General features: G+C 48.2%; 23 protein-coding genes and 3 pseudogenes. 4 read left to right on the top strand and 22 right to left on the bottom strand.

All coding sequences use genetic code 11. The features are described 5' to 3' along the window. Positions 1–106 precede the first annotated feature (106 nt). Complete coding sequence (pdxR, locus tag AC2TF6_RS19825; protein ID WP_454235822.1) at positions 107–1,543, top strand: MocR-like pyridoxine biosynthesis transcription factor PdxR; 1,437 nt, start codon at positions 107–109, stop codon at positions 1,541–1,543. A gap of 16 nt (positions 1,544–1,559) precedes the next feature. On the opposite strand, the gene argD is transcribed toward pdxR (AC2TF6_RS19825), so the two are convergent. From argD to pseC, 14 genes and pseudogenes are all read right to left on the bottom strand, one after another. Then, positions 1,560–2,759 (bottom strand): acetylornithine transaminase, encoded by a 1,200-nt coding sequence (gene argD, locus AC2TF6_RS19830; protein ID WP_454236727.1) that lies wholly within the window; start codon positions 2,757–2,759, stop codon positions 1,560–1,562. A gap of 49 nt (positions 2,760–2,808) precedes the next feature. Continuing rightward, positions 2,809–3,690, bottom strand: coding sequence for a pyridoxal 5'-phosphate synthase lyase subunit PdxS (pdxS, locus tag AC2TF6_RS19835; protein ID WP_454236726.1), 882 nt, complete (start codon positions 3,688–3,690; stop codon positions 2,809–2,811). A gap of 26 nt (positions 3,691–3,716) precedes the next feature. Further along, on the bottom strand, positions 3,717–4,943 hold the full coding sequence (locus AC2TF6_RS19840) for a benzoate/H(+) symporter BenE family transporter (protein WP_454235821.1): 1,227 nt from the start codon (positions 4,941–4,943) through the stop codon (positions 3,717–3,719). A gap of 17 nt (positions 4,944–4,960) precedes the next feature. After that, positions 4,961–5,704 carry a YggS family pyridoxal phosphate-dependent enzyme gene (locus AC2TF6_RS19845; protein WP_491308164.1) on the bottom strand — a complete coding sequence of 248 codons (744 nt, stop codon included), beginning with the start codon at positions 5,702–5,704 and terminating at the stop codon, positions 4,961–4,963. After that, entirely contained in the window at positions 5,701–7,323 is a 1,623-nt protein-coding gene (gene serA / locus AC2TF6_RS19850) for a phosphoglycerate dehydrogenase (protein ID WP_491308165.1), read from the bottom strand. The genes AC2TF6_RS19845 and serA overlap by 4 nt, the downstream gene beginning before the upstream one ends. A gap of 352 nt (positions 7,324–7,675) precedes the next feature. Beyond that, positions 7,676–8,002, bottom strand: a complete 327-nt coding sequence (locus AC2TF6_RS19855) for an antibiotic biosynthesis monooxygenase family protein (protein WP_430200447.1) — start codon at positions 8,000–8,002, stop codon at positions 7,676–7,678. Positions 8,003–8,070: 68 nt separating this feature from the next. After that, positions 8,071–9,119: pseudogene (locus AC2TF6_RS19860) on the bottom strand (IS1595 family transposase). Between the two features lie 101 nt (positions 9,120–9,220). After that, positions 9,221–10,405 carry a MalY/PatB family protein gene (locus tag AC2TF6_RS19865; RefSeq protein ID WP_491308166.1) on the bottom strand — a complete coding sequence of 395 codons (1,185 nt, stop codon included), beginning with the start codon at positions 10,403–10,405 and terminating at the stop codon, positions 9,221–9,223. Between the two features lie 20 nt (positions 10,406–10,425). Then, the gene (locus tag AC2TF6_RS19870) at positions 10,426–11,583 is read right to left on the bottom strand and encodes an aminotransferase class V-fold PLP-dependent enzyme (protein ID WP_454236725.1); all 1,158 of its coding nucleotides are present in this window, start codon (positions 11,581–11,583) and stop codon (positions 10,426–10,428) included. Beyond that, positions 11,583–12,278 (bottom strand): YggS family pyridoxal phosphate-dependent enzyme, encoded by a 696-nt coding sequence (locus AC2TF6_RS19875; RefSeq protein WP_491308167.1) that lies wholly within the window; start codon positions 12,276–12,278, stop codon positions 11,583–11,585. Before AC2TF6_RS19875 ends, AC2TF6_RS19870 begins: the two co-directional genes overlap by 1 nt. Before the next feature lie 81 nt (positions 12,279–12,359). Then, positions 12,360–13,673, bottom strand: a complete 1,314-nt coding sequence (locus AC2TF6_RS19880; protein ID WP_454235816.1) for a glutamate-1-semialdehyde 2,1-aminomutase — start codon at positions 13,671–13,673, stop codon at positions 12,360–12,362. A 52-nt stretch (positions 13,674–13,725) separates the two neighbouring features. Continuing rightward, the gene (locus AC2TF6_RS19885) at positions 13,726–14,409 is read right to left on the bottom strand and encodes an MOSC domain-containing protein (protein WP_491308168.1); all 684 of its coding nucleotides are present in this window, start codon (positions 14,407–14,409) and stop codon (positions 13,726–13,728) included. 48 nt (positions 14,410–14,457) lie between these two features. Then, positions 14,458–14,825: pseudogene (gene folB, locus AC2TF6_RS19890) on the bottom strand (dihydroneopterin aldolase). Between the two features lie 101 nt (positions 14,826–14,926). Next, positions 14,927–16,087, bottom strand: a complete 1,161-nt coding sequence (gene pseC, locus AC2TF6_RS19895) for a UDP-4-amino-4,6-dideoxy-N-acetyl-beta-L-altrosamine transaminase (protein WP_491308169.1) — start codon at positions 16,085–16,087, stop codon at positions 14,927–14,929. A gap of 297 nt (positions 16,088–16,384) precedes the next feature. Between pseC and pdxR (AC2TF6_RS19900) the strand changes: the two genes are divergently transcribed. Continuing rightward, on the top strand, positions 16,385–17,803 hold the full coding sequence (pdxR, locus tag AC2TF6_RS19900; RefSeq protein WP_491308170.1) for a MocR-like pyridoxine biosynthesis transcription factor PdxR: 1,419 nt from the start codon (positions 16,385–16,387) through the stop codon (positions 17,801–17,803). A 42-nt stretch (positions 17,804–17,845) separates the two neighbouring features. On the opposite strand, the gene AC2TF6_RS19905 is transcribed toward pdxR (AC2TF6_RS19900), so the two are convergent. The 4 genes from AC2TF6_RS19905 to pdxT all read right to left on the bottom strand — a co-directional run bounded on the left by AC2TF6_RS19905 (position 17,846) and on the right by pdxT (position 20,897). Beyond that, positions 17,846–18,406 (bottom strand): peroxiredoxin, encoded by a 561-nt coding sequence (locus AC2TF6_RS19905; RefSeq protein ID WP_491308171.1) that lies wholly within the window; start codon positions 18,404–18,406, stop codon positions 17,846–17,848. A 30-nt stretch (positions 18,407–18,436) separates the two neighbouring features. Continuing rightward, positions 18,437–18,835 (bottom strand): GNAT family N-acetyltransferase, encoded by a 399-nt coding sequence (locus tag AC2TF6_RS19910; protein WP_491308172.1) that lies wholly within the window; start codon positions 18,833–18,835, stop codon positions 18,437–18,439. A 49-nt stretch (positions 18,836–18,884) separates the two neighbouring features. Then, entirely contained in the window at positions 18,885–19,982 is a 1,098-nt protein-coding gene (gene hisC / locus AC2TF6_RS19915) for a histidinol-phosphate transaminase (protein ID WP_491308173.1), read from the bottom strand. A 312-nt stretch (positions 19,983–20,294) separates the two neighbouring features. Next, positions 20,295–20,897, bottom strand: a complete 603-nt coding sequence (gene pdxT, locus AC2TF6_RS19920) for a pyridoxal 5'-phosphate synthase glutaminase subunit PdxT (RefSeq protein ID WP_491308174.1) — start codon at positions 20,895–20,897, stop codon at positions 20,295–20,297. 249 nt (positions 20,898–21,146) lie between these two features. Here pdxT and asd point away from each other — a divergent pair, with 249 nt between their 5' ends. Then, entirely contained in the window at positions 21,147–21,971 is an 825-nt protein-coding gene (asd, locus tag AC2TF6_RS19925; protein WP_491308175.1) for an archaetidylserine decarboxylase, read from the top strand. Between the two features lie 239 nt (positions 21,972–22,210). Here the strand turns inward: asd and AC2TF6_RS19930 are convergent, their stop codons facing one another. Continuing rightward, entirely contained in the window at positions 22,211–22,474 is a 264-nt protein-coding gene (locus AC2TF6_RS19930) for a hypothetical protein (protein ID WP_491308176.1), read from the bottom strand. A 263-nt stretch (positions 22,475–22,737) separates the two neighbouring features. On the opposite strand from AC2TF6_RS19930, the gene AC2TF6_RS19935 reads away from it, so the two are divergent. Next, positions 22,738–23,241: a hypothetical protein gene (locus AC2TF6_RS19935; RefSeq protein ID WP_491308177.1), complete on the top strand. Its 504-nt coding sequence runs from the start codon at positions 22,738–22,740 to the stop codon at positions 23,239–23,241. Positions 23,242–23,344: 103 nt separating this feature from the next. Here AC2TF6_RS19935 and AC2TF6_RS19940 read toward each other — a convergent pair. The 3 genes and pseudogenes from AC2TF6_RS19940 to AC2TF6_RS19950 all read right to left on the bottom strand — a co-directional run. Further along, a pseudogene (locus AC2TF6_RS19940) lies at positions 23,345–23,551 on the bottom strand (DUF2306 domain-containing protein); the annotation flags it as partial. 79 nt (positions 23,552–23,630) lie between these two features. Then, positions 23,631–24,221, bottom strand: coding sequence for a TetR/AcrR family transcriptional regulator (locus AC2TF6_RS19945; protein ID WP_491308178.1), 591 nt, complete (start codon positions 24,219–24,221; stop codon positions 23,631–23,633). Positions 24,222–24,242: 21 nt separating this feature from the next. Continuing rightward, positions 24,243–24,818, bottom strand: a complete 576-nt coding sequence (locus tag AC2TF6_RS19950; protein WP_491308179.1) for an HD domain-containing protein — start codon at positions 24,816–24,818, stop codon at positions 24,243–24,245. Between the last annotated feature and the right edge of the window lie 474 nt (positions 24,819–25,292).

The following is a 25,292-nucleotide window of genomic DNA, read 5'->3' on the forward strand; positions in this document are numbered from 1 at the left end:
AACGATTTTCATGATAGTATATCAATCAATGGATTATAAAAAACTATCCATAAACCATTTATCTGAACAATCCATAATTTCAAAATAAATGTTGGAGGTGAATCCGATGCTCAAAGTTAACCGAGATGATGAACGTCCCATTTGGCAGCAGTTGCTTGACCAAGCGATCCATAATATCACGACCGGAAAATGGCCGCCTGGCGAATTGCTGCTCCCATCCCGCGAGCTCGCGCAACTGATTGGGGTTTCCCGTTCAACCATCCAAAGTGTGTATGAGGAGCTATTCAGTCGCGGATACACCGTAACCTCTCGCCGCGGCGGAACAAGAGTTAGTGAATGGACGTATAAGCCCCACTCTGCAGACGAAGTTCCAGCCCTGGGGCCTGTTCCGCCAGAATTACCGCTATTAAACACCGCCATCGGCCATTTGCATAGCTGGTTCGGAAATAAAGAAAATGGTAGAGATGAGATCGATTTCAGTCCCCATGAACCGTATTTAGATGAGCACTTTCTAAATAATTGGCGACAATCCTTTTTACAGGCTTCCACAGAAACAGACCTGGACAGTTGGGCCTACGGCGAGGCCTATGGATTCCTGCCGCTGCGAGAACAGATTCAGCGTTATTTGTCGCTTGAACGTGGCGTTCATGTGGAGGTCGATCAAATTCTGCTGACCTCAGGCGCACAACATAGCCTCGATTTAATCGCCCAAGCCCTGTTGCATGAAGGAGCAACCGTTTCGGTTGAAGATCCCGGCTTCCCTGCTGCCTGGATGGCGATGAAGTACCGGCGTATGCAAGTTGTATCCGTCCCGGTCGACGAGCACGGGCTATGCGTAGACGACATTCATCCTGAATCCAGACTTGTGTATGTTACGCCATCGCATCAGTGCGCGGTTGGCGTTATTATGTCGGAGCCTCGCAGGCAACAATTGCTGCATTTGGCTGCGGATCAGCGATTTTGGATCGTTGAGGATGATTACGACAGCGAATTTCGCTATCGCGGTGACCCGCTTCCCACTTTGTTCAGTCAACGGCCTCAGAACACGTTATATATGTTGAGTTTTTCCAAAATGATCGCTCCCGGCATTCGGATGTCTGCCCTCGTTGGCCCCAAAGAAGCCATTCGTCAACTCGCTCGCGTCCATGAACTGACCTATCGTCATCTTCCGATTATGGAGCAATTAACGCTCACCCATTTTATCGAACACGGTCACTTCATGCGCCATATGAGAAAAGTGCGAAATATATACCGTCGCAGACACGCAGCCATGACGAAAGCTCTCATCGCGACAGGTTTGAGCGAACGCTTCACGCTAAGCGGCGCAGAAACAGGGCTGCATATGCTGCTTGAAGCTGAACCATCGTTTGACGAGGCAACCGTGACGAGCCGGGCGCTGGAAAGAGGAATCCGTATCTATCCGCTCAGCCAGTATGGTTTGGAAAGCAAGCGAAAAGGCTGGGTACTGGGTTTTGCTAAAGTTGATGAAACAACCATTAAAGAAGGGATTGAATGTCTGGCAGAGCTCCTTTTAAACAAGTAGCCCTGCCAGCGTTTGATTATATAGCAGCTCCGTCTGCGCTACCATCCCGTTCTTTCAGCACCTTGCTCAGAATGCCGATCGCTTGATCGATCTCATCGCAGGTTACGTATAAGCTCGGCATAAAACGGATTACGTGGGTTCCTCCCGCTAGAACAAGCAGTCCATTCTGGTGCAGCTTCTGAATGATCGGTGCAACAGGTTCGGCAAATTCAATGCCTATCAGCAGTCCTAGCCCTCGAACGGTACGGACGGCGGGATAAGCTTTTAACTCATTACGCAGCTTATCCAGTGCATACGCTCCCGCTCGTTTCGCTTGTTCTGCCAATCCGTCCTCCAGCAATATTTCAATCGTTGCCAGCCCTGCTGCCATTGGAAGAGGCGAACCACCAAATGTGGAAGCATGGCTGCCAGCCGAAAATGCCTCTCTCAGCTTCTCCTTCCCCAACATCGCCCCGATCGGCAACCCGCTGGCCAATCCCTTCGCCAGTGTGATGATATCCGGTTCGATGCCATACTGCTCATAAGCAAACAGGCTCCCCATTCTCCCGATTCCGGTTTGCACCTCATCGACGATCAGGAGAATTCCTTCCTCTTCGCATAGCTTAGCCAGCTCAACTACGAATTTGGGTTCGGCAAGATGAACGCCGCTCTCTCCCTGCACCAGCTCCAGCATGACGGCCGCCGTTTTGTCCGTGATGCTGTTTCTTACGCTCTGAATATCGTTAAAACGCGCATGCACAAACCCTTCCGGCAACGGAAGGTAGCCATCCTTGACCTTCTCTTGTCCGGTAGCTGTCAAAGTAGCCATTGTACGGCCATGGAACGATTGTTCAAACGTAATAATCTCGTAGCGGTTATTTCCCAGCACGCGCTGGTGATACCGGCGAGCGCATTTGATCGCTGCTTCGTTTGCTTCAGCGCCACTGTTACAGAAAAATACAAGTTCCGCACAACTGATCGTCACAAGCTTCTCGGCAAGCTCTTCCTGAATCGGGATATGGAACAAATTGGATACATGCCATAATTGATCCAGTTGCTCTTGAATCCGTGCTTTTACCCGTTCCGGGACGTGACCTAAATTACAAACGGCAAGTCCCGCCATAAAGTCCAAATACGATTTCCCTTCAGCATCCCATAAGGTTGTCTGGTGTCCTCTCACCAGTGTGAGCGGGAACTTATTATAGGTAGGAAATAAATAACTCTTTTTCAGGTTGATCACCGCTTTCCCATACACTGAATTCCTGATCTACTCAAGTTCAATCCTGTTACTGGCCGCGTTCCTGCATCCGTTCATGCTCCCGCAAACTGGATATTTCAATTCCCTTCATCGGCGTTCCCAAGTTTTTCGATACGCTTGCGATTAACGCATAATCTTCGTAGTGTGTCGTGGCTTCAACAATCGCACGCGCAAACTTCTCAGGGCTATCCGACTTAAAAATACCCGATCCTACAAAGACGCCGTCTGCGCCCAGATGCATCATTAGCGCAGCATCGGCTGGAGTAGCCACCCCACCTGCGGCAAAGTTGACCACCGGCAGCTTGCCGGATTCGTGAACCTGCAACAGCAGATCATACGGTACGCCGTGCAGCTTCGCTTCGTGGTACAATTCGTCACTGGACAGACCTTGCACTTTGCGAATTTGACCGTTGATCAAGCGCATGTGACGCACCGCTTCCACAATGTTGCCCGTTCCCGGCTCTCCCTTCGTGCGAAGCATAGCAGCTCCTTCCTGAATGCGGCGCAGCGCCTCACCAAGGTCTTTGGCGCCACAAACAAACGGAACGGTAAATTCGTTCTTGCTAATATGGAAAACTTCGTCAGCAGGCGTCAGCACTTCGCTCTCGTCGATATAATCTGCGCCTAGCGATTCGAGTACTTTGGCTTCTACATAATGGCCGATGCGGGCTTTGGCCATCACCGGTATCGATACAACCTTCATTACCTCTTCCACAATGGTCGGATCAGCCATGCGGGCTACTCCGCCAGCTGCGCGAATATCGGAAGGCACACGTTCCAGCGCCATCACGGCTGTTGCTCCGGCCGCTTCCGCAATCTTGGCTTGCTCGGCATTCATCACGTCCATGATGACGCCGCCTTTTTGCATTTCCGCCATCCCTCTTTTTACCCGCTCTGTACCTGTATTCATGTTCGTATTCATGTTCACGCCTCCTGTTATTTTTGTTCGATTTGTTGTATTCCTCGCGCTCTGTATGGCTTCTTATGAAATTTCCCATGAATCAATAAATGTGCAGCCAAACCCGCGACAAGTCCCCAAAATGCGCCGCCGACGCCAAGCAAGGTCACATTTGCGGCTGTAGCTAAAAACGTAATCAATGCCGTCTCACGTCCCTTTGGCTCCGCTAAAGCATTGGCAAGACTGCCGCCAATGGTGCCCAGCAATGCCAATCCTGCTAATGTGGCGATGAAGGTTGCAGGAAGAATCAGAAACAGCGCAGCCAATGTCACGCCAAAAATACCGACAATCGTGTAGAAAATGCCGCAAGCAATGCCTGCAATATAACGCTTTGACGCATCCTCGTGCGCGTCTTTTCCTGTGCAAATCGCTGCTGTTATGGCAGCCACATTAAAAGCGTGCGAGCCAAACGGCGCTGTAAGGAGCGAGCCCAAGCCCGTTATAGTCAAAATAGGATTCGCGCTTGTCTTAAACCCGTCATTCCGCAATACGAGCATGCCGGGCATATATTGTCCCGTCAAGGTGATCACAAACAGCGGCAAGGCAACGCCCAACAAAGCCTGTAACGAAAACTTTGGAGCGACAAATACCGGCGAGGCTATGGCCAATTGGATATTGCTGAAGTATGCTTTTCCCGTCAGGATCAAATAAAGCAGTCCGATGACTAAAATACCCACAATGGCGTAACGGGAAGTAAACCGCTTTAGCACGACATAAGCGACAAACAGCACAACGACAAGCAGCGGGTCCACTTTCGCTCCGCCAAAGGCTGAAATGCCAAACTGCAGTAAAATACCTGCCAATAGCCCGGAAGCGATGCCTGGCGGAATAAGCCGGACGAAACGTTCAAACATGCCCGATAAACCTAAAACGATAAAGCCTGCCGCAGAGATCATATAGGCACCAATGGCTTCTGGATACGGGGTTACGGCTAAAGCTGATACGAGAAATGCTACGCCTGGCGTTGACCAGGCTGTAATGATCGGTTCCCGGTAGCGATAGCTTAGCCAGATCCCGGTTATACCCACGCCAATGGAGATCGACCAAATCCATGAAGCGGTCATTTCGGGACTTAACCCCGCGACTTTTGCCGCCTGAAACACAAGAATAAAGGTACCACCATAGTTGACAATGACAGAGATTAAAGCAGCAATCGTCGGTGATATAAAGTCGCGGCCACGCAGCGCGGTTGTTGATGTGTTCACATTCTTTCTCACCCCCTTTACTCGTCCTGACGCATATTTTCGTTCCAGTAATAGCTGTCCGGCAAGTACCGCTCTCCGAATACTTTTGTTCCTACGCGAATAATGGTGGCTCCTTCCTCAATGGCCACCTTGAAATCGCCGGACATGCCCATCGAGAGTACATCCATTTCTATACGCGGGAAATTTCTCTCCTGAATTTGATCTCGAATGGATTTCAAAAGCCGGAAGCAATGCCGGGTCTCCTCGTTGGTCGCATTCAATTTGCCAATCGTCATCAGACCTCTTATATTTAAAGTTTCAAGCTGGGATAATTGTTCGACCAACTCCAGAGCTGATTCGGGAGAAGCCCCAAATTTGCTCTCCTCGTAGGACGTATTGATTTGTACCAAAATATCCATCGTCTTGTTCTCTTTAACAAGTTGCTGGTGCAGAGCCTGACCCAATTTCAAACGATCCACAGAATGAATGAGCGTCACATATTTGACGACATCCTTCACTTTGTTCGTCTGCAAATGCCCGATAAAATGCCATTCCACCCGATTATATTGCTGCATAAGCGGGAATTTGTCCCGAAGCTCCTGAGCTTTGTTTTCCCCAAACAGAACCTCTCCCGCCTGCATCGCCATTTGCAGTTTTTCAAGCGTTACAGTTTTGGTCGCGAGCAATAATTTCACGTCCTCGGTTTTACGCCCCGATGCTTGGCAAGCTAATTCCATCTGCTGTCTTACGCTTTTGAGATTCTCTTCAACTAAATTGCTCATGTCTCCTCTCTTCTTTCCTCACGACCCTCGTCAAAGGAGATTTCCCGTACGCGCTTGATTTCCGGTATCGCGAGTAAGGACTCCATCACGTTCCTTGATGCTTTTTTATCGATTTTTAAGATCATCACTGCTGAGCCGCCGACTTCGTTTCGCCCCACTTGCATCGTGGCGATATTAATGCCGCTATCCCCAAGCAATGTTCCCACACGTCCAATGATGCCGGGCTTATCCTGCTGTGAAATCAACAAAACATGTCCTTCAGGTGGAAGCTCAACCGGATAGGGACCAATTCGGACAAGACGTCCGCCAACGCCGGGAAGTGATGTCCCTGTCACCCATCTCTCCTCGATGGTTGTCTTTAGTCGAATGGTAATCTCGCTGGACGCGCTTTGGGCTAACAGAGATTTTCGTACCGTAAGATGAATGTCGCGAAGCTTCGCCAGGTGAATGGCATTGACGATATTGACCTGTTCCGCGCCGAGATGGTGAGAAAGTATCCCCTTAAGCACATACGGGATGAGCGGCGATGTGTCCAAATCCGCAAGTTCGCCTGCGTATTCCACCGTGACTTCTCGGATCGCGCCATCTGTCATCTGGACAAGCGATTTCCCCAGTTGTTCGCACAAGGTGAACCAGGGCTGTAATTGATTGAGCAGGTCGGATGGAACGGCCGGCATATTGACAGCATTTTTAAACGGTTCCTGTCGCAGGATATGAATCACTTGTTCAGAAACATCAATAGCGACATTCTCTTGCGCTTCCAAAGTGGACGCGCCCAAGTGCGGGGTAACGATGATTTTGGGATGCCTTAGGAATGGGTGATCCGGCGCCGGAGGCTCGTGTTCAAATACATCGAAGGCGGCGCCTGCCACAATCCCTTCATCGAGCGCTTCAACAAGCGCCGACTCGTCAATAATTCCCCCGCGCGCGCAGTTGATAATCCGCATTCCCCGTTTCATTACATCGAATTGCAGCCTCGCAATCATATGATGCGTTTCATCCGTCAGCGGCGTATGCACCGTTATAAAATCAGCTGTCCGTATGATGGTATCTACGGTCGCCAACTTGATCCCCAGTTTTCCCGCCCTTTCCTCCGATAGAAAAGGATCGTAGCCAAAAACGATCATGCCAAACGCCGCTGCGCGTTTAGCTACTTCGATCCCGATACGGCCCAGCCCAAGCACGCCAAGCGTCTTGTTTCGCAATTCAACGCCAAGGAATGATTTTCGATCCCACTGCCCGGCAACGGTTTTGGTATAGGCTTGCGGAATATGCCGGGCGAGTGACATCATCATCGCAAAGGTATGCTCGCACGTCGTGACCGTATTGCCGTCGGGTGCATTGACCACGATAATTCCCCGGCTTGTCGCAGCATCCAAATCAATGTTGTCCACCCCAACTCCTGCCCGACCGATGACTTGCAAACGAACGCCTGCCTCTATGATGCGCTTAGTCACTTTCGTTTGAGAACGGACGAGCAGCGCATCATAGGAATGAATGACAGAAATGAGCTCCTCTTCGCTCAGCCCCGTTATTTTGGCGACCTCCACATCTTCAGCACGCGTCAACTGCTGCAATCCAAAATCGCTTATTGGATCTGACACCAGAACTTTAAACATGATCTTCCCTCCCTCTCTATTTGAAGACTGTACGATAGTGAATGCGGGCTTGTAGTCTGTATACCCATGCGGATTTGAGAACCACAACGTCAGTTTATCAAAGTATGGTTTGTTTCTATATATCCAAAAACGATGTATTTGAGCAATCCATAAAACAGTGTTGATTCTCAAGTCCCATCATCCCTGTCTTGAAGGTAGAAAAAAACCACAAGAATCACCAGGATTCCTGCGGTCTATTTTTGTTGGCTATGTTAAATTCTAATGTTGATAATTGACCATAATAAAACCGCCTTGGTGAAAAGACGGTTTTAATGAGCTATCTCGTACCCGTTAGATCAATCGATTTAGATTGTTAGTCTTTTTCAAATCCATAATCTCGTTCGACCTTACAAACTCTCGTTTTATATCTGAGATACCAATCAGACATACCTCTTCTTTGAGCAATCAAATGTCGTTCGTTCTGCTTCCATTTTTGTATAGCTTCGAGAGATTCCCAATATGATACTGTAATACCTAAGCCCTCTCTGGCACTTTCTACGCCTAAAAATCCGGGTTGGACAGATGCAAGTTTAACCATTTCCTCTGCCATTTCCGAATACCCTTTATCCCCATCAGTTCTTTCAGATGTAAAAATCACTGCGTAATAAGGTGCTTTTGGTGTTTGGGCAATTTCACTCATGACTTTCCTCCGTTAAAATAATTATTTGGGTGTTAATACATTTTGTTAATCTCTTCTGCCAGTTCAGTTTAACAAGTATAAGCAGAAAGCCGAAGTTTGTCATTCGTGTCGGTCACAGAAAACAGGCATGATTTCACCAACATATTTTTCTTATTCGATGCTGTATTCTCATATTCCTTACTGTCTAAGTAACGAAACCAAGCCAAATAATTTTGCAAATATCTTAGTTGCAACACCATTAAAGCGGTCCATCCATTTCTTCAAGCGGCTGTGGTAGCTGTTTACGTTTTGGATAGGGTACACGCCTTTCGCACGTTGTTTTCCATCCGACTTGAATCGGTAATGAGCCGAGCCTTTTGAATTCGCATAGGAACTGAATGCTCTCCACGAATCAGTGCATAGCACGTTTGAGTCAGATATATGACCACCAATCGATTCATCCAATTTTGTATTCCGAATACGTCCACGCCCAAGTACGCCAGAGTAAGTCATTTTTTCTGACGGTCACGGGCAACGAGTACACATACTTGGTCATTACTATTACCACGATATTGGGCTTTTCCGCCGCGTTTACGTGGCTTACGATCGGCTATATTCCGTTTGCCCTTTTCGGAGAATAAGAAATACGTTTCATCCATTTCAACGATTCCTTGGAACGCTTCAGTTGAAATCTGCTTTAGAACGGCAAGAATCTTATGTCGCCAGTAAAACAAGGTGACGTGCGTGACTTCACCATTTAACTGCTCTGCACATTTTCTCAGTGAATAACCCTCAATCATACATTCAATAAAACGAATCCAAATATGAGGTCTCCTCGTTCGTTTCAGAGGGGTATTTGTAAGGTCATTGAACGTTTGGCGACAGGACTTACAACGGTAACGTTGACGTTTAACCTCTCCAGTACGGGATTTTACAACGTACTTCCCAAATCGCACAACAGAATGGTTTTTGCAATGCGGGCAAACGAGTCCCTCTTATGCTTCTGCTCTTGAATTTCATCAATCGCTCGAACTGGAACCGCCACACCCTTGGTTCGGGACTGCAAAAAGTAGATAAGCTCTCGCTTACCATTATCGTCCAATGTATCAGCAAGTCTCTTCAGTTCCTTTAAATCCATGGGTAAATCATCTCCGAACAGTAATATTACCCTAATTATAGAACATTAGTTCGTATATATATCAAATATCAACAACAAAGTTTAACATAGCCTTTTTGTTATTAACGGGTTGCGTTCTCCTCCTGAATCGCTCCGGCAAACTTATCCAGCGCCTTCAGCAGCAAAGAGCGTGGACATGCAAGATTCACGCGCAAGTAACCAGCTCCTTTTTCGCCGAATAGGGAGCCTTCGACGAAGGCGACGCCCGCCTTGTCGAACATGAGCTGTTTCAGCTCCGCAGGCTTGTCCGAGATCGCTGTACAGTCCAGCCATACCATATACGTTCCTTCCGGCGACATCGCTTTCACCTGCGGCAAATGCTCCGTCACGTAGGCAAGCAACGCATCGCGATTGCCCTCCAAATAGACGAGCAGTTGGTCCAGCCATTCGTCACCGTGCGTATAGCTTGCCTCGGTCGCGGTCAGGCCGAAGTACGACTCCATATGAATGGACAGCGTTTTGAGCGCCGTATTGTATTGGCGGCGAATATCCGCATTCGGGATGACGACGGCTGCCGCCCGCAAGCCCGCGAGATTGAACGTTTTGCTCGGCGCAATGCAGGTAATGGAGTGCTGCGCGCACACCTCCGACAAGGAAGCGTACGGCACGTGCTTATGCCCGGAGAAGACGAGATCGTGATGAATTTCGTCCGCGACGACAAGCAGTCCGTGCTTTGTGCAAATTTCCGCCACCCGCTCCAACTCCCCGCGCGTCCACACGCGTCCGCCCGGATTGTGCGGCGTACACAGCAGCAGCACTTTCGCCCCGGCCGCGGCCTGCTTTTCAAGCAGCTCGAAATTCATCTCGTATCGGCCTTCCCGAAGGATTAGCGGATTGTTCATGACCTCCCGACCGTTCATTCGAATGACATCGTAGAACGGATAATATACCGGCGATTGCAAAATAACGCCGTCTCCCGGCTGCGTGAACGTCTGCACCGCCAGACTCAGGGCAGGCACGACTCCTGGGCTGGATGAAAGCCAGTCTTGCTCGATTCGCCACCCATGGCGTCGCGACAGCCATCCGACAATCGCATCGTAATAGCTTTGCGGCCGCATCGTATATCCGTAAATGCCATGCTCCGCTCGACGTTTAATCGCCTCTACGACTTCCTTCGGGGGTTCGAAATCCATGTCCGCTATCCACAAAGGCAAAATATTAGAGCGCCCGAACAGCTTCTCGGATTGATCCCACTTGTAGGAAGCCGTCCCCGTCCGATCGATGCGTTTGTCGAAATCGTATTTCATGCGTTTTCCTCCGATCCGTTTTATCCACTGATTTCCCGTTCCGCAGCCTCGATCGCCTGCCGCAGATCCTCCAAAATATCGTCCGCATGCTCGAGCCCGACGGAAAACCTCAACAGTCGATCATCCACGCCGATCGTGCGTCGAATTTCTTCCGGAATGTCCGCATGCGTCTGTACCGCCGGGTATGTCATAAGGGATTCTGTGCCTCCCATGCTTTCCGCAAAAGCGATCAGCTTAATGTGGCGCAGGATCGGCTCGATCGTGCGGACATCCCTCATTCTGAAGGAGAAGATGCCTGTATTGCCGGACGACTGAGCCTTCTGAATCTCATGTCCGGGGTGATCCGGCAGCGCCGGATAGTAAACCTCTTCTACGGAAGGATGATCCTTAAGCCATTTTGCGACCTTCATCGCATTCTCTTGATGACGTTCCATCCGCAGCGCCAGCGTCTTCATGCCGCGCATCAACAGCCAGGAATCCTGGGGAGCGAGTACCGCACCGATCGAGTTATGCAGGAACGCCACATCAGCGGACAGCTTTTCGCCCTTCGTCACGATAAGACCTGCTAGCACGTCGTTATGGCCGCCCAAATACTTGGTCGCGCTGTGAACGACGATATCCGCGCCAAGCTCGATCGGTCGTTGGAAAAATGGCGTCAGCAGCGTATTGTCCACAATCGTGAGCAGACCGCTGCGCTTCGCCCATGCCGCCACCTTGGCAATATCCGCAATCACCATCAATGGGTTGGTAGGCGTCTCAATCAGTACCGCCTTCGTATTTGGCTTGCGGTGCGATTCCAGCGCATCCAGATCTTTCGTATCGACATAGGTCACCGTCACGCCGAATCTGGACAGCACCTGCTCCAGCAGACGGTAAGTTCCCCCGTACAAATCGAGCGACACGAGCAAATGATCCCCGGTGCTGAACAAGGAGAAGACGATCTGCAGCGCGGCCATGCCCGAGCTTGTCGCGAAGCCCGCGTCCCCGCTTTCCAGATTGGCTGCCGCCGCTTCCAGCACGGCGCGCGTCGGGCTTTTTGAGCGGGAGTAATCGAAGCCTGTGCTCTGCCCAAGTCGGGGATGCCGAAATGCGGTGGATGAATAGATCGGGAAGCTTACCGCTCCGGTCTGAGGATCGTTCTGCGATCCGATTTGGGCCAAGCGACTTTCAATTTTCATCATGATTCATGTGCCTCTTTTCCAACTAATACCGATCCAAGCCTCAACCAGGTAGCACCTTCTTCGATCGCAACTTCGAAATCATTGGACATCCCCATGGAAAGATGTTGCACGGGATAGGAAAAAATATCTCTTCCATTAAGTTCATCGCGTAATCGTTTCAATTCTCTAAAAACCGGTCTAGTCGCTTCAGCATCAAGCTCGTACGGGGCCATCGTCATCAGCCCCACGACTCGAATCTGTTTCATCCGTGAAACTTCCTGCGCAAATGTAAATAACGCTTCCGGAGAAAGTCCTTGTTTACTCTCCTCCCCCGAAACGTTAACCTGAATAAAACAATTTACGACGACATTCAAATCAGCAGCCTTCTTCTCTATTTCTTTCATCAAGGATAGGCGGTCTAATGAGTGTATATACTCGAATTTACCGATAACATCTTTTACTTTATTGGTTTGCAGATGACCGATAAAATGCCACGTTCCTCGTGGATGGAAGGCCTCCCATTTAGATTGAGCTTCTTGCGTACGGCTTTCGCCGACATGGCCTATACCAGACAACAATACTTGCTCCACTGTTTTCATCGTCGTATATTTCGTCACAGCTATGATCTGGATCTCTTCTTCGCTTCTGCCGCATCGCCCACAAGTTTCGCGGATGCGATGTTCGACCATGGACAGACGATCTTGCAGATTCATTGGATCACTCCTCTTACGGGTTGCTTGTTCCTCTCAAAACTTCCGATTGCAAAGCCAAAAGCGGCGTTCGTTCTGTCGTCACTATTTTTTGCCCATTTCGCGAAAAGAGGCTTCGACAGCCTCAAGCGTGTCGTCGATATCCTGCTCCGTATGGGCCGTCGTCAGAAACCAAGCTTCGTATTTCGACGGTGCCAGATTGACGTTGCGATCAAGCATATGCCGAAAAAAAGCGGCAAATGCTTCGCCGTCCGTATCCTGCGCCTCCTCATAATTGGTGACCGGATGATCGCAAAAATGGGTGGACAGCGAGCCGCGAATGCGGTTGATCGTCAATGGCACGTCATAGCGATATGCCGAAGCCTGCAATCCTTCCGCGAGCTTGGCCGCAAGGCGATCCATTTCCTCATATACGCCTTCGCCTTGCAGAACCTCTAGGCAAGCTATGCCGGCTGCCATTGAAGCCGGGTTTCCAGCCATCGTACCCGCTTGATATGCTGGACCGAGCGGCGCGACCTGCTCCATAATTTCCTTGCTGCCACCGTAAGCACCGATCGGCAACCCGCCGCCGATGATTTTACCGATCGCGATCAGGTCCGGTTTGATAACCTCCTGATTGGCAATACCGGCAAATGTTTGGGTAGAGCCGTAATGAAAGCGAAAAGCGGTGATGATTTCGTCATAAATGACAAGCGAACCGTTATCATGCGCCATTTGGCAGAGCCCCTCAAGAAAGCCAGGTTTCGGCATGACCATGCCGAAATTTCCTACGATCGGCTCGACTATAACGGCGGCGACGTTTTCACCCCATGTATCCAGCGCTTTACGCAATCCATCCAAATCGTTGAACGGAACAGTAATAACCTCCTGCGCGATGCTGAATGGCACACCTGCACTGTCCGGCATCCCCAGTGTGGAAGGCCCGGACCCCGCCGCAACGAGCACAAGATCCGAATGGCCGTGGTAGCAGCCAGCAAATTTGATGATTTTACTCCTGCCCGTATAAGCGCGTGCAATACGGATCGTCGTCATGACTGATTCGGTGCCGGAATTAACGAAACGGACCTTTTCCATGGAAGGGATGGCTTTTTTGAGCATACGGGCCATTTTTATTTCGAGCTCGGTAGGCGTACCGTATAGCAAGCCGTTTTCTGCAACGCGCGTGATCGCCGCCGTGATGTGAGGATGGGCATGTCCAGTAATGATCGGGCCAAAGGCCGCCAAATAATCGATGTAATGGTTGCCGTCTTCATCCCAGAAGTAAGCGCCTCTGGCCCTCTTCATAAATACGGGCGCCCGGCCGCCTACCGCCTTAAATGAACGAGAAGGGCTGTTGACGCCACCAGCGATGTGCTGAAGTGCTTCCTGGTAAAGCTGTTCAGAACGAGAACGATTCATTATAGATTCAATTCCTTTCTACATGGACAGACGACATTCCAGATTCATTGCCTTACGTGTTGCCTGTTAGTCTTTTTCGAGAATCCGTCTCGGTTCCCGCCAAACGTTTTAGAAACGTATTTCTCCAATTCAAGGACAATTCTTCCACTTCGAGGATTTGTTTGATGCCCTCGATATTATCCTTCTCTCGGTGCATAATCCGATTGGCAAATGAAACTGTAATTTCCTTAGGATGACGATGAAGAAGCGATAGTCCGTCGTCTTTAGAGACAACCCCCTCTGCCAGAACGCGGAAGTAAAATCCCGTGTAGCCCGTTTGTTGTACCTTCAAGAGCATATCCGGTACACCGTACCTAATCGTCAACTTGTAACAAGGCTGTCTCGGCTGACTAACTTGAACGATTGCTTTACCAAGCTCAAAAACGTCCCCAATGCAGACATCGGTTTCCAACAAGCCTCTTATCGTTAAATTTTCCCCTAAGGCGCCATACTCTAACGGTATTTTCAGCTCATTTTCCCAAAATGGGTAGTGCTCGTAAGGATAGACACATACAGCCTTCTCCCTACCTCCATGATGAACGAGATCACCCTGCCCATCCCCTTCAAAGTTTAGATACGATAAATACAAAGCTTCGCCTGTAGCCGTTTTGAATATCCCCGTAGAAACGTTTTTCTGCTGAAACTGGACCTGTGTGGGCATGCCCACATTTAATGAAAGAATTTCAATAGATGCCATTCGGATCACCCCGCTCTAAGATTTTGATCAACAAGTTTGCCGATGCGACTATATACCACGTTCCTGCACTCGTTCACGACGAATCTCAACAGCAAGCCCTGAAAAATGAATAGCAACCGGAGGATTAGGCTTGGTCACACGAACCGTAACCTTTTTGATCTTGAGATACGAATCCAGAAGGGTGGATGCAATGTTTTCGGCTAAAGCTTCTACCAAGGCAACCGGGGACCCTCGACTACTCTTTTAATCACCTCATACAAATCGGCATAATTTATCGTCAACTTCAAATCATCCGCCACCCCTGCAGGAGACAAATCAAGATATAAAACTAAGTCGACAACATATTTTTGACCCAAACGGTTTTCCTCAGGCAACAAGCCATGACGACCAAAGAAATCTATTTTACTTAAAATCATTTATCCAAAACGCTTCACTCCTCGGCTCTTTTAAGATTCTTCTGGCTGCCATTGCTGTTATCCAACTGGTGAACCTTCGACAACTTTTTTAATCACCTGCGTCAAAACCGAGAAGCGAGCGCCACCGTCTCCAATACAGCATCGATGACATCCTGCACGTCGCTGTCGGTCATCGCCGGGAAAATCGGCAGAGACATCGCTTCTTCGTAATAGGATTCGGCATGGGGACACAGATGATCCGCATAACCAAGAGATTGATAATAAGGCTGCTTGTACACCGGGATATAGTGTACATGAACGCCGATATTCCGTTCCCGCAGCGCGGCGAACGCCCGATCCCTCCCCCCGGCAATCGCGTCTTTCTTCCACCTGAGCACATATAGATGCCAACTGGAGTTCGCGTCGGGAAGCTGCGTTGGCACTTGAAGTCCCGGCACATGGCAGAAAGCGTCCGTATATGCCGCTGCGATCTCCCGCCGTCTCGCCACGAACGCATCCAGCTTCTTTAATTGCGAAGAGCCGAGCGACGCCTGTATATCGATAATCCGGTAATTGTAGTCCAGCGACTGCATCTCGTAGTACCAAGGTCCGTCGTTGCGAGTTAGAAGCCGAGGATCCTTGGTCATCCCATGGCTGCGGAACATACGAAGACGCTCCGCATACTCCTCGTTATCCGTGACAATGATCCCAACCTCGCCGGTTGTAATATGTTTGACCGGATGGAAGCTGAACATCGTCATATCCGCGAGGGAACCGGTCTTGCGCCCCCTGTAGCTCGCCCCAAGCGAATGGGCGGCATCCTCGATAATGACGAGGTTATGCAACTCGGCTAGCCACCTGAACGCATCCATCTCGGCGGGCTGCCCGCTGAAATCAACCGGAATGATCGCCTTGGTCTTCTCCGTAATCCGTCGCGCTGCAGCATCTGCATCCAGGTTGTAGGTGTCCGGGCAAATATCCGCAAATACTGGAGTTCCCCCGCAATAGAGGACGCAGTTGCTGCTCGCAAGGAAGGTAAGCGGGGTTGTAATGACCTCATCGCCCGGCCCGATACCAGCAGCCTCGCAAGCGCCATGCAGGGCAACAGTCCCGTTAGCGAACGCCACCCCGTATTTTGCCCCCGTATACGCAGCGATGTCCCGTTCGAACTTCTCAATCGCCGGCCCCTGCGTAAGCCAAGCGCTGCGCAGCGTCTCCACGACGGCTGTAATATCATCCTCATCCAAACATTGTCTGCCATAAGGCAGCATCTTCTCACGCATAGAGCCTCTCCCCTTCTCTATAGAAGTGCCGTCCTGAACCACTCTTCCGTGCGGCGTATCCCTTCATCGGCATAATTTATCGTCAACTTCAAATCATCCGCCACCCCTGCAGGAGACGAATCAAGATATAAAACTATATCGATCGTCCACTATACGAAAACTGTACGGCATTGCATAGAAGAAGAACACTATGCTAGTATATCAATAGGTGGATTGGTTACATACGTCCAAAAATTATGTATTTAAGCAATCCAAAAAGGGTGCTAATTTCACTTCATTCTATACGGGGGGATCAAATTGCTGAAAGTAAACCGGGACGATAAAAGACCCCTATGGCAGCAATTGCTCGATCAGGCCATCGATCATATTAACAATGGTGTCTGGAAGCCAGGGCAGCGCTTGACGCCCACTCGAGAGCTCGCCCAGCAGTTGGGAGTGTCCCGCTCCACCATCCAAATTGTGTATGATGAACTGCTAACCCGTGGTTATACGGTAACATCAGGACGCGGGGGGACACGCGTTAATGATTGGATTCAGATCACTGACAAATGCGCTCCCTCGCTTGATCCGCCACAGCTTCCTGAACTGCCTTTGCTGGTCGAACAGTCGCAACACTGGTTTAGAAGTAAGGATAATCAGGAATCGGTCATTGATTTTAGTCCCTATCAACCTTTTGTAGATGCGCAGTTGTTAAAAGCGTGGCGCAAATCGTATTTGAATGCCTCTTCCCAATTCAATGTTTCTTCCTGGTTTTACGGGGATGCTTATGGCTTTGAGCCGTTACGCCGACAAATCCAACGATATTTATCGCTAGAACGCGGGATTCATGTGCAAACGGATCAAATCTTGCTAACATCCGGGGCCCAGCACAGTATTGATCTCATCGCACAAACACTTTTGACCAAAGGAGATATCGTAACCGTCGAGGACCCAGGCTATCCCGTTGCTTGGATGACGATGAAATACCGGCAAATGAAGGTTACTCCAGTTCCTGTTGATGAGCACGGACTTGTCATAGAGAAGGTGCCCGCTGACGCGAAGCTTGTATTTGTGACCCCTGCTCATCAGTGTGCCGTAGGTGTAATGTTATCAGAACCACGCAGGCAACAGCTTTTGCATAGAGCCGCTCAGCAACGTGCATGGATTGTCGAGGATGATTATGACAGTGAATTCCGGTACCGTGGAGATCCGATGCTTACTTTATTTAGCCAACTTCCACAAAATTGTCTCTATTTAATGAGTTTCTCGAAATTGACCATGCCGGGCATTCGCATATCCGCTATTGTTGGCCCTGCCGAAGCAATTGCACAACTGGCTCGCGTGCAAGCATTCACCTATCGCCACCTCCCGATCATGGAACAAGTGGCACTAGCACATTTCATCGAGCATGGGTACTTTATGCGCCATATGCGACGAGCCAGAAATATTTATAGACGTCGTCATGAAGTCATGCAAAAGGCGATTACAGCCAGTGGTCTCGGAAACAAGTTCACGTTGCGAGGGATTGAAACCGGCTTGCATGTACTACTGGAAGCGGATGAATCATTTGACGAGGATACGATGACCCTTCGGGCGCTTCAGGGCGGAGTTCGGGTACACCAGCTTCATTCCTATTGCTTGGAGAGTAGACGCAAAGGGTGGGTATTGGGCTTTGCCAAGGTAGACGAAAGACTTATCGTGGAAGGCATGTATCGACTTGCTGAAACGGTCTTGTAGCATGCTCTGGATATAACACATCATCCTGTGATGTAACAGGTTTTAGGCTTTTCGCGATGAAAGCCACGCCATTACATCCGAGGCATTTCGCTCCGGTAGAAACACTGGATAGAACACATGCTCAATCCTTCCATTATCTATAATCAAGGTTAGCCTTTTGATGAGCGTCATTCCTCCCACTTCAAAAATTGGAAGTTCCAAAGCGCGAGAAAGGGAGAGCGAACTGTCTGACAACAAAGGGAACGGCAGATGAAGCCGCTCGGCGGCTACTTTTTGGTAGTCCGTGGATTGAGTCGAAAGACCGAACAGCCGCTCGACGCCCAGACCCTTCAGCTCGGCAAAATGATCGCGAAATGCGCACGATTGCGAAGTACAGCCGCGTGCGCCGGGGATTGCATCCCATCCTTCCAGAGCGCCGCCGACTGTGGGGCTTGTACGCGGATACGCATAGACAACGGTTAAACCGCCTTCTGCAAGGTCAACAGTAGAGCCGTCAGTTGCAGCCAGACCGATGCTGGGGATCTGTAGACCGCTAAGATACGCGACCTTCCCGTCATCTTCCGGCATGGCAAAATGCCCCGGCCCAAATTCTTTTTCAGCCATTGCAGCTTCTCTTCCCTTCTCCATCTGTCCTTATTTCTTACGCTTAATCACAAAACCATTTTCTATTTTCTCAAACCCGACTTTAGGATAGTATGCCATTGCACTTGGTGCGGCCAATAAGATCAAGGCGACGCCTTCCCCAATTTCTTCTCGTACTCTGGCAATAAGCTCCCTTCCTATTCCGGATTTCTGGACATCCTTGTCTACAGCCAGGTCTGACAGATAGCAACAAAAACTCCAATCTGTTAGCGCTCGAGCGATGCCGATCATTCTATCCCCAAGCCAGGCGGTGAGCAAGATATCTGCATGACTTATCATGGCTTGAATTCGTTCAGGTTGATCGGTCGGGCGTGCAATTCCGCTATTTCTAAACACACGAATGACATCTTCAAGCTTCACATCCCTATTGTTCCTGTAAGTGATATTCACTGTTTTCGTCTCCTTCCTGCTATGGACAAACTCTACTTTTAATCATTCTCTATCGTTGAGCGACAATAGCCATTACTTCTCGCAGCGATCTCAAAAATTTGTCGTTTTGTTCAGCTCTTCCAACCGTTACTCTGATGTGGGTTGGAAAACCCAGCGCATGACCCCCCCGGATAATAACACCTCTCTTAAGCAACTCATCAAACATGATTTTGGACGGGCGTTGTACATCAACCAAGATAAAGTTTCCATGTGGTTCATAGTAACGCAATCCCATATTGTCAAATTCAGAACTGAGTTGAATGATCCCTTCCCGATTGTGCATGCGGCATCTCTCGACGAATATCTGATCTTCCAACGTAGCCAGAGCTGCTGCTTGTGCGAATCGACTAGTATTAAACGGTTCCCTGACCTGATTGATTGTACGAATCACATTGGGGTGTCCGATTCCGTATCCAATTCGCATGGAGGCCAGCCCATATATTTTTGAAAAAGTCCGGAGAAGAACAAGATTAGGATAGTCCTTCAACAGACAAAGCCCGTCCGGATAGTCTCGATGAGTGACATAATCGGAATAGGCTTCGTCCACCACGACGAGCACATGTGGCGGAATCAGGCGCAGAAAGAACTCCAATTCAGCATGACTAACCATCGTTCCCGTCGGATTATTGGGATTGCAAATCCAGACAATTTTGGTTCGCTCGCTAATTCTTGACAGTATGCCATAAAGATCATGTTTTCCTTCCTTATGCGGGATCTCAATGCAAACTGCGTTTTCTATCTCTGAATTATGTTTGTATTGAGGAAAAGTGTTCATCGACATGATCGTTTCATCCCCGGCAACCAAGTAGGCTCGAGCCAGCATCAGAATCACCTCATCCGACCCTGCGCCCAAAATAATCTGATTGAGCTGAACATCGAGCATCTCAGCCAGCTTGAGCCGCAATGCACAAGCTTCGCCGTCCGGATAGTAATGGATGTTTTCCATTTCTGCACGGATTGCCTCAATCGCACTTGGCGAGCAACCAAATGGATTTTCGTTAGAGGCTAGCTTGATCACCTCCGTCAAACCCAATTCACGTTTCACTTCTTCAATTGGTTTCCCAGGCTGGTATACAGGCAAATGTAGAACATTTGTTTTCGGTTTCATCCGTCTCTCATCCTCTCACGCCTTGTAAGTCAAGGCGTTTTTCACAAAACAGACATCTGGTCTTTGATTTGTTTAAGCAAGAATTCACAGTCATCAATTTCAAGTGCATTGTTATCCTTCCTGTGCCACTTTAAACAAAACAATACATGTTTTTCCCAATCAACTAACTCATCATAAGTACAATTCCTTACCCTTTCTATAGCATGCTCACGATGCACAATAGATCACCTTCCAAAAATGCAAATCCAAGTCTTAGTAAGGTTGCTCCTTCTTCAGTTGCTAATTCAAAAATTAATACATACTCATAGGGCATTATCTCTGCTGCAGCACGCCTTTCCCTTTTGATTCAAGTACCATTTGTAGAAAATAGGAATGTAATGAAGTGTCATCAGTCAATTCAGGGTGAAAGGAGGTCGCGAGTAAAAGTCCTTGTCTTGCTGCTACAATTCGGTCATGATAAGTTGCTAAAACCTCGACACCAATGCCTACCTTTTGGATTAGAGGAGCTCGAATAAATACGGCCCGAACAGATTGAGGGATACCTTTTATCGATAAAACAGTTTCGAAGCTTTCTTTCTGCCGTCCGAAGGCATTGCGGGATACTCTCATATTCATGAGAGAAAGATGAGCTTCCTCACCACTATCTATTTCATTGGCAAGTACAATCAGACCTGCGCAGGTTCCAAGTATAGGTTTTCCAGAAATAGCAAACGATCGAATCTCCTCGATAAACCCATATTTCCTCATCATTTTCCCTATTGTTGTGCTTTCACCTCCAGGAATAATAATGCCATCTATACCGGTTAATTGTTCTTTTCGTTTGATGGCAATGCCAACCGCACCAACTTCATGAATCATGTTCAGATGCTCTTCCACTGCCCCTTGCAGTGCTAAAACGCCTATTTTCGTTTCCATAATTGCCCTCGTTCCTGCATTCTATTTATTTGCTTTAAATTTGGAAATTTCGATACAAGATCATAAGTTGAGTATAATATCTAATTTATGATAAGACTATTCCGTTGATATTATAAAAATAATAGTTTTTCCCTATGATTCAAGCAAGCCTATCATTACGATAGGCAAATCTTAATTGATGCGGCTTGAAACTCTGTCATATAATGCTTCTTAAATCATTTTAAAATCAAAAAGAAATTGGTGATCGTTATGGCAATTCAACGTTTATTTCAAATGTTAACTGAACTGACATCTCATAAATGGTCCTCAAAGTTGATCGGCTCATTTACGAAAACAAGAGCCAGCCGCTGGCTTCTTCCATGGTATTCGAGAGCGTACGGGATTCGTACCGAGGATGCGGAAAAGCCTTTGAAGGCTTATCAGTCATTAAATGAATTTTTTATTCGACGCTTGAAGGACGGCCTTCGTCCGATTGATCAAAATAGCGCCGCGTTAGTCAGCCCCGTGGATGGTACCATCACTGGAATAGGTCGAATAGACGAAAAAAGAATAATCCATGTTAAAGGCCAAAATTATACTACAGAAGAGTTATTGGGTTCTTGTTCAACCTTTGACAGATATCGTGGAGGTTTCTTTATTGTACTTTACTTGAGTCCAGCTGATTATCATCGCGTTCACTCACCGGTTACCGGAACGATCATTGCTAAGAAACATATTTTAGGTAGAGCGTATCCCGTAAACGAGTTTGGGTTAAAGCATATGAGCAAAGTATTAAGTCGTAACGAGCGACTGATCACTTATATGAGGCATCAATACGGCATTTTATCTATCGTTAAAGTCGGTGCAATGAATGTAAGCAGTATCAAGTATACGAACTCGCTCGCACCCCATCTCAATAAAGGGGATGAGCTTGCTTATTTTGAGTTCGGGTCAACCGTTGTTCTTTTCGTTGAGAACGGAGCCTTCGAATTTCTCCAAGAGCTATGTTTAGGAAGCCAGGTACGTGTAGGTGAACCACTAGGTTATTGGGGAGCACGCTTTCAGGATGCATATCAAACGGACGCACACAACTAGCAACGTAGAGTGTCTAAATGAAGAGACGAGATGTAGAACACGTGTGATTCACACTTTCCCGAATTGTAATACAGTTACATCTCATTGGCTGTCTGCATCCGGTATAAGGTGAAGATCGGCTCCACAAAAGCGATCCAGGATAGAATTGAGAGGTTTCATATCAAACGTCATGCCTGCTCAAAAGGAGAAAAGAGTAAGCGGCTGGTTTTTGTCGAAACCAACCGCTTTCGGTGTTTTAATTATGATTCTCCAGGCCTCGTGGTCATCAGACGATACAGTTTCGTATTTCGCGGAAACTTGTCGGCAAATGGCACAAGAGAACTTCCGATTTTCATTAAACCATTCCCCACATCAACATTCGTGATGTAGGAAAGCCGCATGTCTGAAATATTGAGCAGTTCCGCCAGTTCTTTGCGATCTGTACTGGCTTGATTCAGCATGACGATAAACTCACTGTTCGCAAGCATGGTATGGGCTGTATGACTTTGCAGAAGATTGTCCACATTTTGCGTAATTCCCGTACAAAAAGCGCCATACTTTCTGACCCGCTTCCAAAGTGCGTACAGAAAGTTGGCGCTGTATTCATGTTGGAACAGCAAGTAAAACACCAAGTAACTTTGACTTAATTTTCATATTCCCATTATGCAGCGCCGCTGGAACGGGAGCAGCTTCGCGCAACGGGCATACACCTGCAAGCGAAATATGTGCCTCAATTCGAGCAGGATGAGAGCGGACGGCTGCTGCGGTTGATCTTGAGGTGAGTGCCATGAACACGCTGATCAAGCTGTTTGCGGTTCTGATTGCCCTCCTATTGCTCTACCTGTATCCGCTCGCTGCCGCCTTTGACCAGCAGGACGATATTTCCGAGCTGGTAGCGCTGCGGGCGACGACCTCATTTGTGGATGCGGTACGTGACAAGGGCGGCATTACGCCCGCGATGTATAACGACTTTATGGCAGGGCTCGCGGCAACGGGCAACAGCTTTGCGGTTGAGATGGAGCATGGCAGCAAAACCTATGTGCCGGTCTATGATGACCCCGCCCGACCGGAAACATTTCGCGGCACGTACGAGATTCATTATGACGCGTACTACAACGCGCAGATGTTGCCGGTGCTGTTTCCCGACAATACCCTCACCAAGGATGATCCGAGCCGCCGCTACCGGATGCGGGCGGGAGACAGCTTCGCGGTCACGGTGCGCAATATGAATCGGACGGCGGGGACGCTGATCTTTGACATGCTGAACAATACCATCAGCCCGAATGAATAACTTTGCTGGCTTTTTTATTGTGCTACGGAGAACGTTAGCGGAATACTGATGCAAAGGTAGCCGGTTACCATGGTCGGCTGGCCCTGCACATCTGGTAGAAGAGCCTGCGACTTTTCTGAAAGATCCGATTTGAAAAATTAAGCAGCCCAGCCGCCATAGCTATGCAAGCAAAAGCGATATGAACATACATTACGTTCAACCAAACCGCGAGATTTAGCCCATGCTTGAGTCCTGTTTTATGGCTTAAAAATCCCTCGGCTCCGGGATCGAACATATAGTTTTTTACACTGACGTAAAGGATCAATAACATACTGATTCCGACCAAAAATCGGTAACATGATTTGGTATTATTCAATGGATCGTAACCTCCGGTTTCAAAATGCAGAGGGTTAGGCTTCCAATGTCTTCAAAAAAGCAGAAATATGATCCGTACTGTAATGAATATGCCGGTTGTCAGCTTCCAGTTTGCTCAGCATAATCCCGCCTTCAAGAGCGGCCATAAGAAAAGAGGCTACGCCATCTTGATCGATGCTGGATTTGAATTCCCCATTCGTTATGCCCTCGTGCAAGATGTTTGTGATAAATGCTATAAAGTCGCGCATCCGATCCTGGGTTTTCTCGCGCAGCAATGGATGCCCATCATCGTGCTCAATGGCCGCATTCATAACCGGACAGCCTCCCACAAATGGAGGAGAGTCCACCACGTTGCTGTACAGTTCAAACATACTTATCAGTTTTTCCATAGCGGATTGCCGGGAACTGACTACTGCTACAAATTGCTCGAATACAGTGTCGGCGGCATATTCAAAAGCTTCCACTGCAATTTCATCCTTATTGATGAAATGTTTATAGATGCCCCCTTTCTGAATTCCCGTAGCATCTGTGATTTCACTGAGAGAGACACCAGCATATCCTTGAAGGTTAAACAGCTCGGCTGATTTGCTAATGATGTGTCTGCGGGTTTGCTCGCCTTTTTTCATATCATATACCTCCAGCATGCATCATTCACTGAAATGGGAGTGATGTTTGGCGGCTTCGATAATCGGAATCAATTTCGTATCGTTCTTTTTCTGAAGCTGGTAAGTAAAATGCTCGATCATTTTTTGATTAATCCCGAGTCGCGGATATTCTCCAATGATTTGCTGGACAAGATCTTTTGGAAAAAGATCGACCCGAAAACCTGCATCAACCATAACCCCTAAATGTACCAGAGCAATTTCGGGCTGTTTTTTTTCCGCTTCGATGGTGGCGTGCAGTTCAACCGCTTTTTGTACGATTTCCGCTTTTTCAATTGGATAACCATGTTGAACCAAAAAATGGCAAGCCGCTTCGCCGCCCTCGATTTCAAAAGTACGCTCTCTGTTTGCAAATGGTTCGGTCAAGCCCAAATCATGCATGATGGCACCGAGATACAGTAATTCCGTGTCAATATTCAGATCATTCTTCTGAGCAATCATATACCCAAAAGCATAAGTTCTCATCAAATGATTGAATAGTGTTCGGGTTGATAGTTCTCGCACGTAATGAGTGGCATCAACGGACAGCTTGCTTTCTGGAACAAGAAACAGTGAAGTCATGTATGACTCTCCTTTGCGTTAGAAAATGTGTGCTGCCTTGCTAATAAAAAAAGATACCGATCGGTATCTTTTTTTATTAGCATAGTTCTATTTCGTTTTCAATAGTTGCGTCGTCTTGCCTATTTGACTTGGCCAATCGATAGGCTTACCTTATAGTTGCCATACTTCAAGAGTTCTTCCAAGAAAGCATTCAGTTCTAATGGCGAGCCTACTCGTACCGGGATGATAAGAGCGTTCGTTCCCATAACCAGTCTTCTTCAAATTCAGTTTGATCTTCTCTATCACGTTGCATTGTAATTGCAATGTCATTTTTATATATGTATCTACCGTCAGAATCATCGTAAATCCAATCTCAAACATCAGATTCAGAGATAAATTCATCATAGGTCATTTGGCTCTTCTCCCCCTTTCCACACATCTATTTTTCCAATGGTTTCCTCAAAAAGAAAGTGAACTGAACCAGACAAATCAAAC

Source organism: Paenibacillus sp. JNUCC 35 (assembly GCF_058269095.1).

Coding starts and splice junctions, on each gene's coding strand:
- pdxR (WP_454235822.1), top strand. CDS start 107: ATGCTCAAAGTTAACCGAGATGATGAACGTCCCATTTGGCAGCAGTTG.
- pdxS (WP_454236726.1), bottom strand. CDS start 3,690: ATGAATACAGGTACAGAGCGGGTAAAAAGAGGGATGGCGGAAATGCAA.
- AC2TF6_RS19845 (WP_491308164.1), bottom strand. CDS start 5,704: ATGAGCAATTTAGTTGAAGAGAATCTCAAAAGCGTAAGACAGCAGATG.
- serA (WP_491308165.1), bottom strand. CDS start 7,323: ATGTTTAAAGTTCTGGTGTCAGATCCAATAAGCGATTTTGGATTGCAG.
- AC2TF6_RS19855 (WP_430200447.1), bottom strand. CDS start 8,002: ATGAGTGAAATTGCCCAAACACCAAAAGCACCTTATTACGCAGTGATT.
- AC2TF6_RS19865 (WP_491308166.1), bottom strand. CDS start 10,405: ATGAAATACGATTTCGACAAACGCATCGATCGGACGGGGACGGCTTCC.
- AC2TF6_RS19870 (WP_454236725.1), bottom strand. CDS start 11,583: ATGAAAATTGAAAGTCGCTTGGCCCAAATCGGATCGCAGAACGATCCT.
- AC2TF6_RS19875 (WP_491308167.1), bottom strand. CDS start 12,278: ATGAATCTGCAAGATCGTCTGTCCATGGTCGAACATCGCATCCGCGAA.
- AC2TF6_RS19880 (WP_454235816.1), bottom strand. CDS start 13,673: ATGAATCGTTCTCGTTCTGAACAGCTTTACCAGGAAGCACTTCAGCAC.
- AC2TF6_RS19885 (WP_491308168.1), bottom strand. CDS start 14,409: ATGGCATCTATTGAAATTCTTTCATTAAATGTGGGCATGCCCACACAG.
- pseC (WP_491308169.1), bottom strand. CDS start 16,087: ATGCGTGAGAAGATGCTGCCTTATGGCAGACAATGTTTGGATGAGGAT.
- AC2TF6_RS19905 (WP_491308171.1), bottom strand. CDS start 18,406: ATGGCTGAAAAAGAATTTGGGCCGGGGCATTTTGCCATGCCGGAAGAT.
- hisC (WP_491308173.1), bottom strand. CDS start 19,982: ATGAAACCGAAAACAAATGTTCTACATTTGCCTGTATACCAGCCTGGG.
- pdxT (WP_491308174.1), bottom strand. CDS start 20,897: ATGGAAACGAAAATAGGCGTTTTAGCACTGCAAGGGGCAGTGGAAGAG.
- asd (WP_491308175.1), top strand. CDS start 21,147: ATGGCAATTCAACGTTTATTTCAAATGTTAACTGAACTGACATCTCAT.
- AC2TF6_RS19935 (WP_491308177.1), top strand. CDS start 22,738: ATGAACACGCTGATCAAGCTGTTTGCGGTTCTGATTGCCCTCCTATTG.
- AC2TF6_RS19945 (WP_491308178.1), bottom strand. CDS start 24,221: ATGAAAAAAGGCGAGCAAACCCGCAGACACATCATTAGCAAATCAGCC.
- AC2TF6_RS19950 (WP_491308179.1), bottom strand. CDS start 24,818: ATGACTTCACTGTTTCTTGTTCCAGAAAGCAAGCTGTCCGTTGATGCC.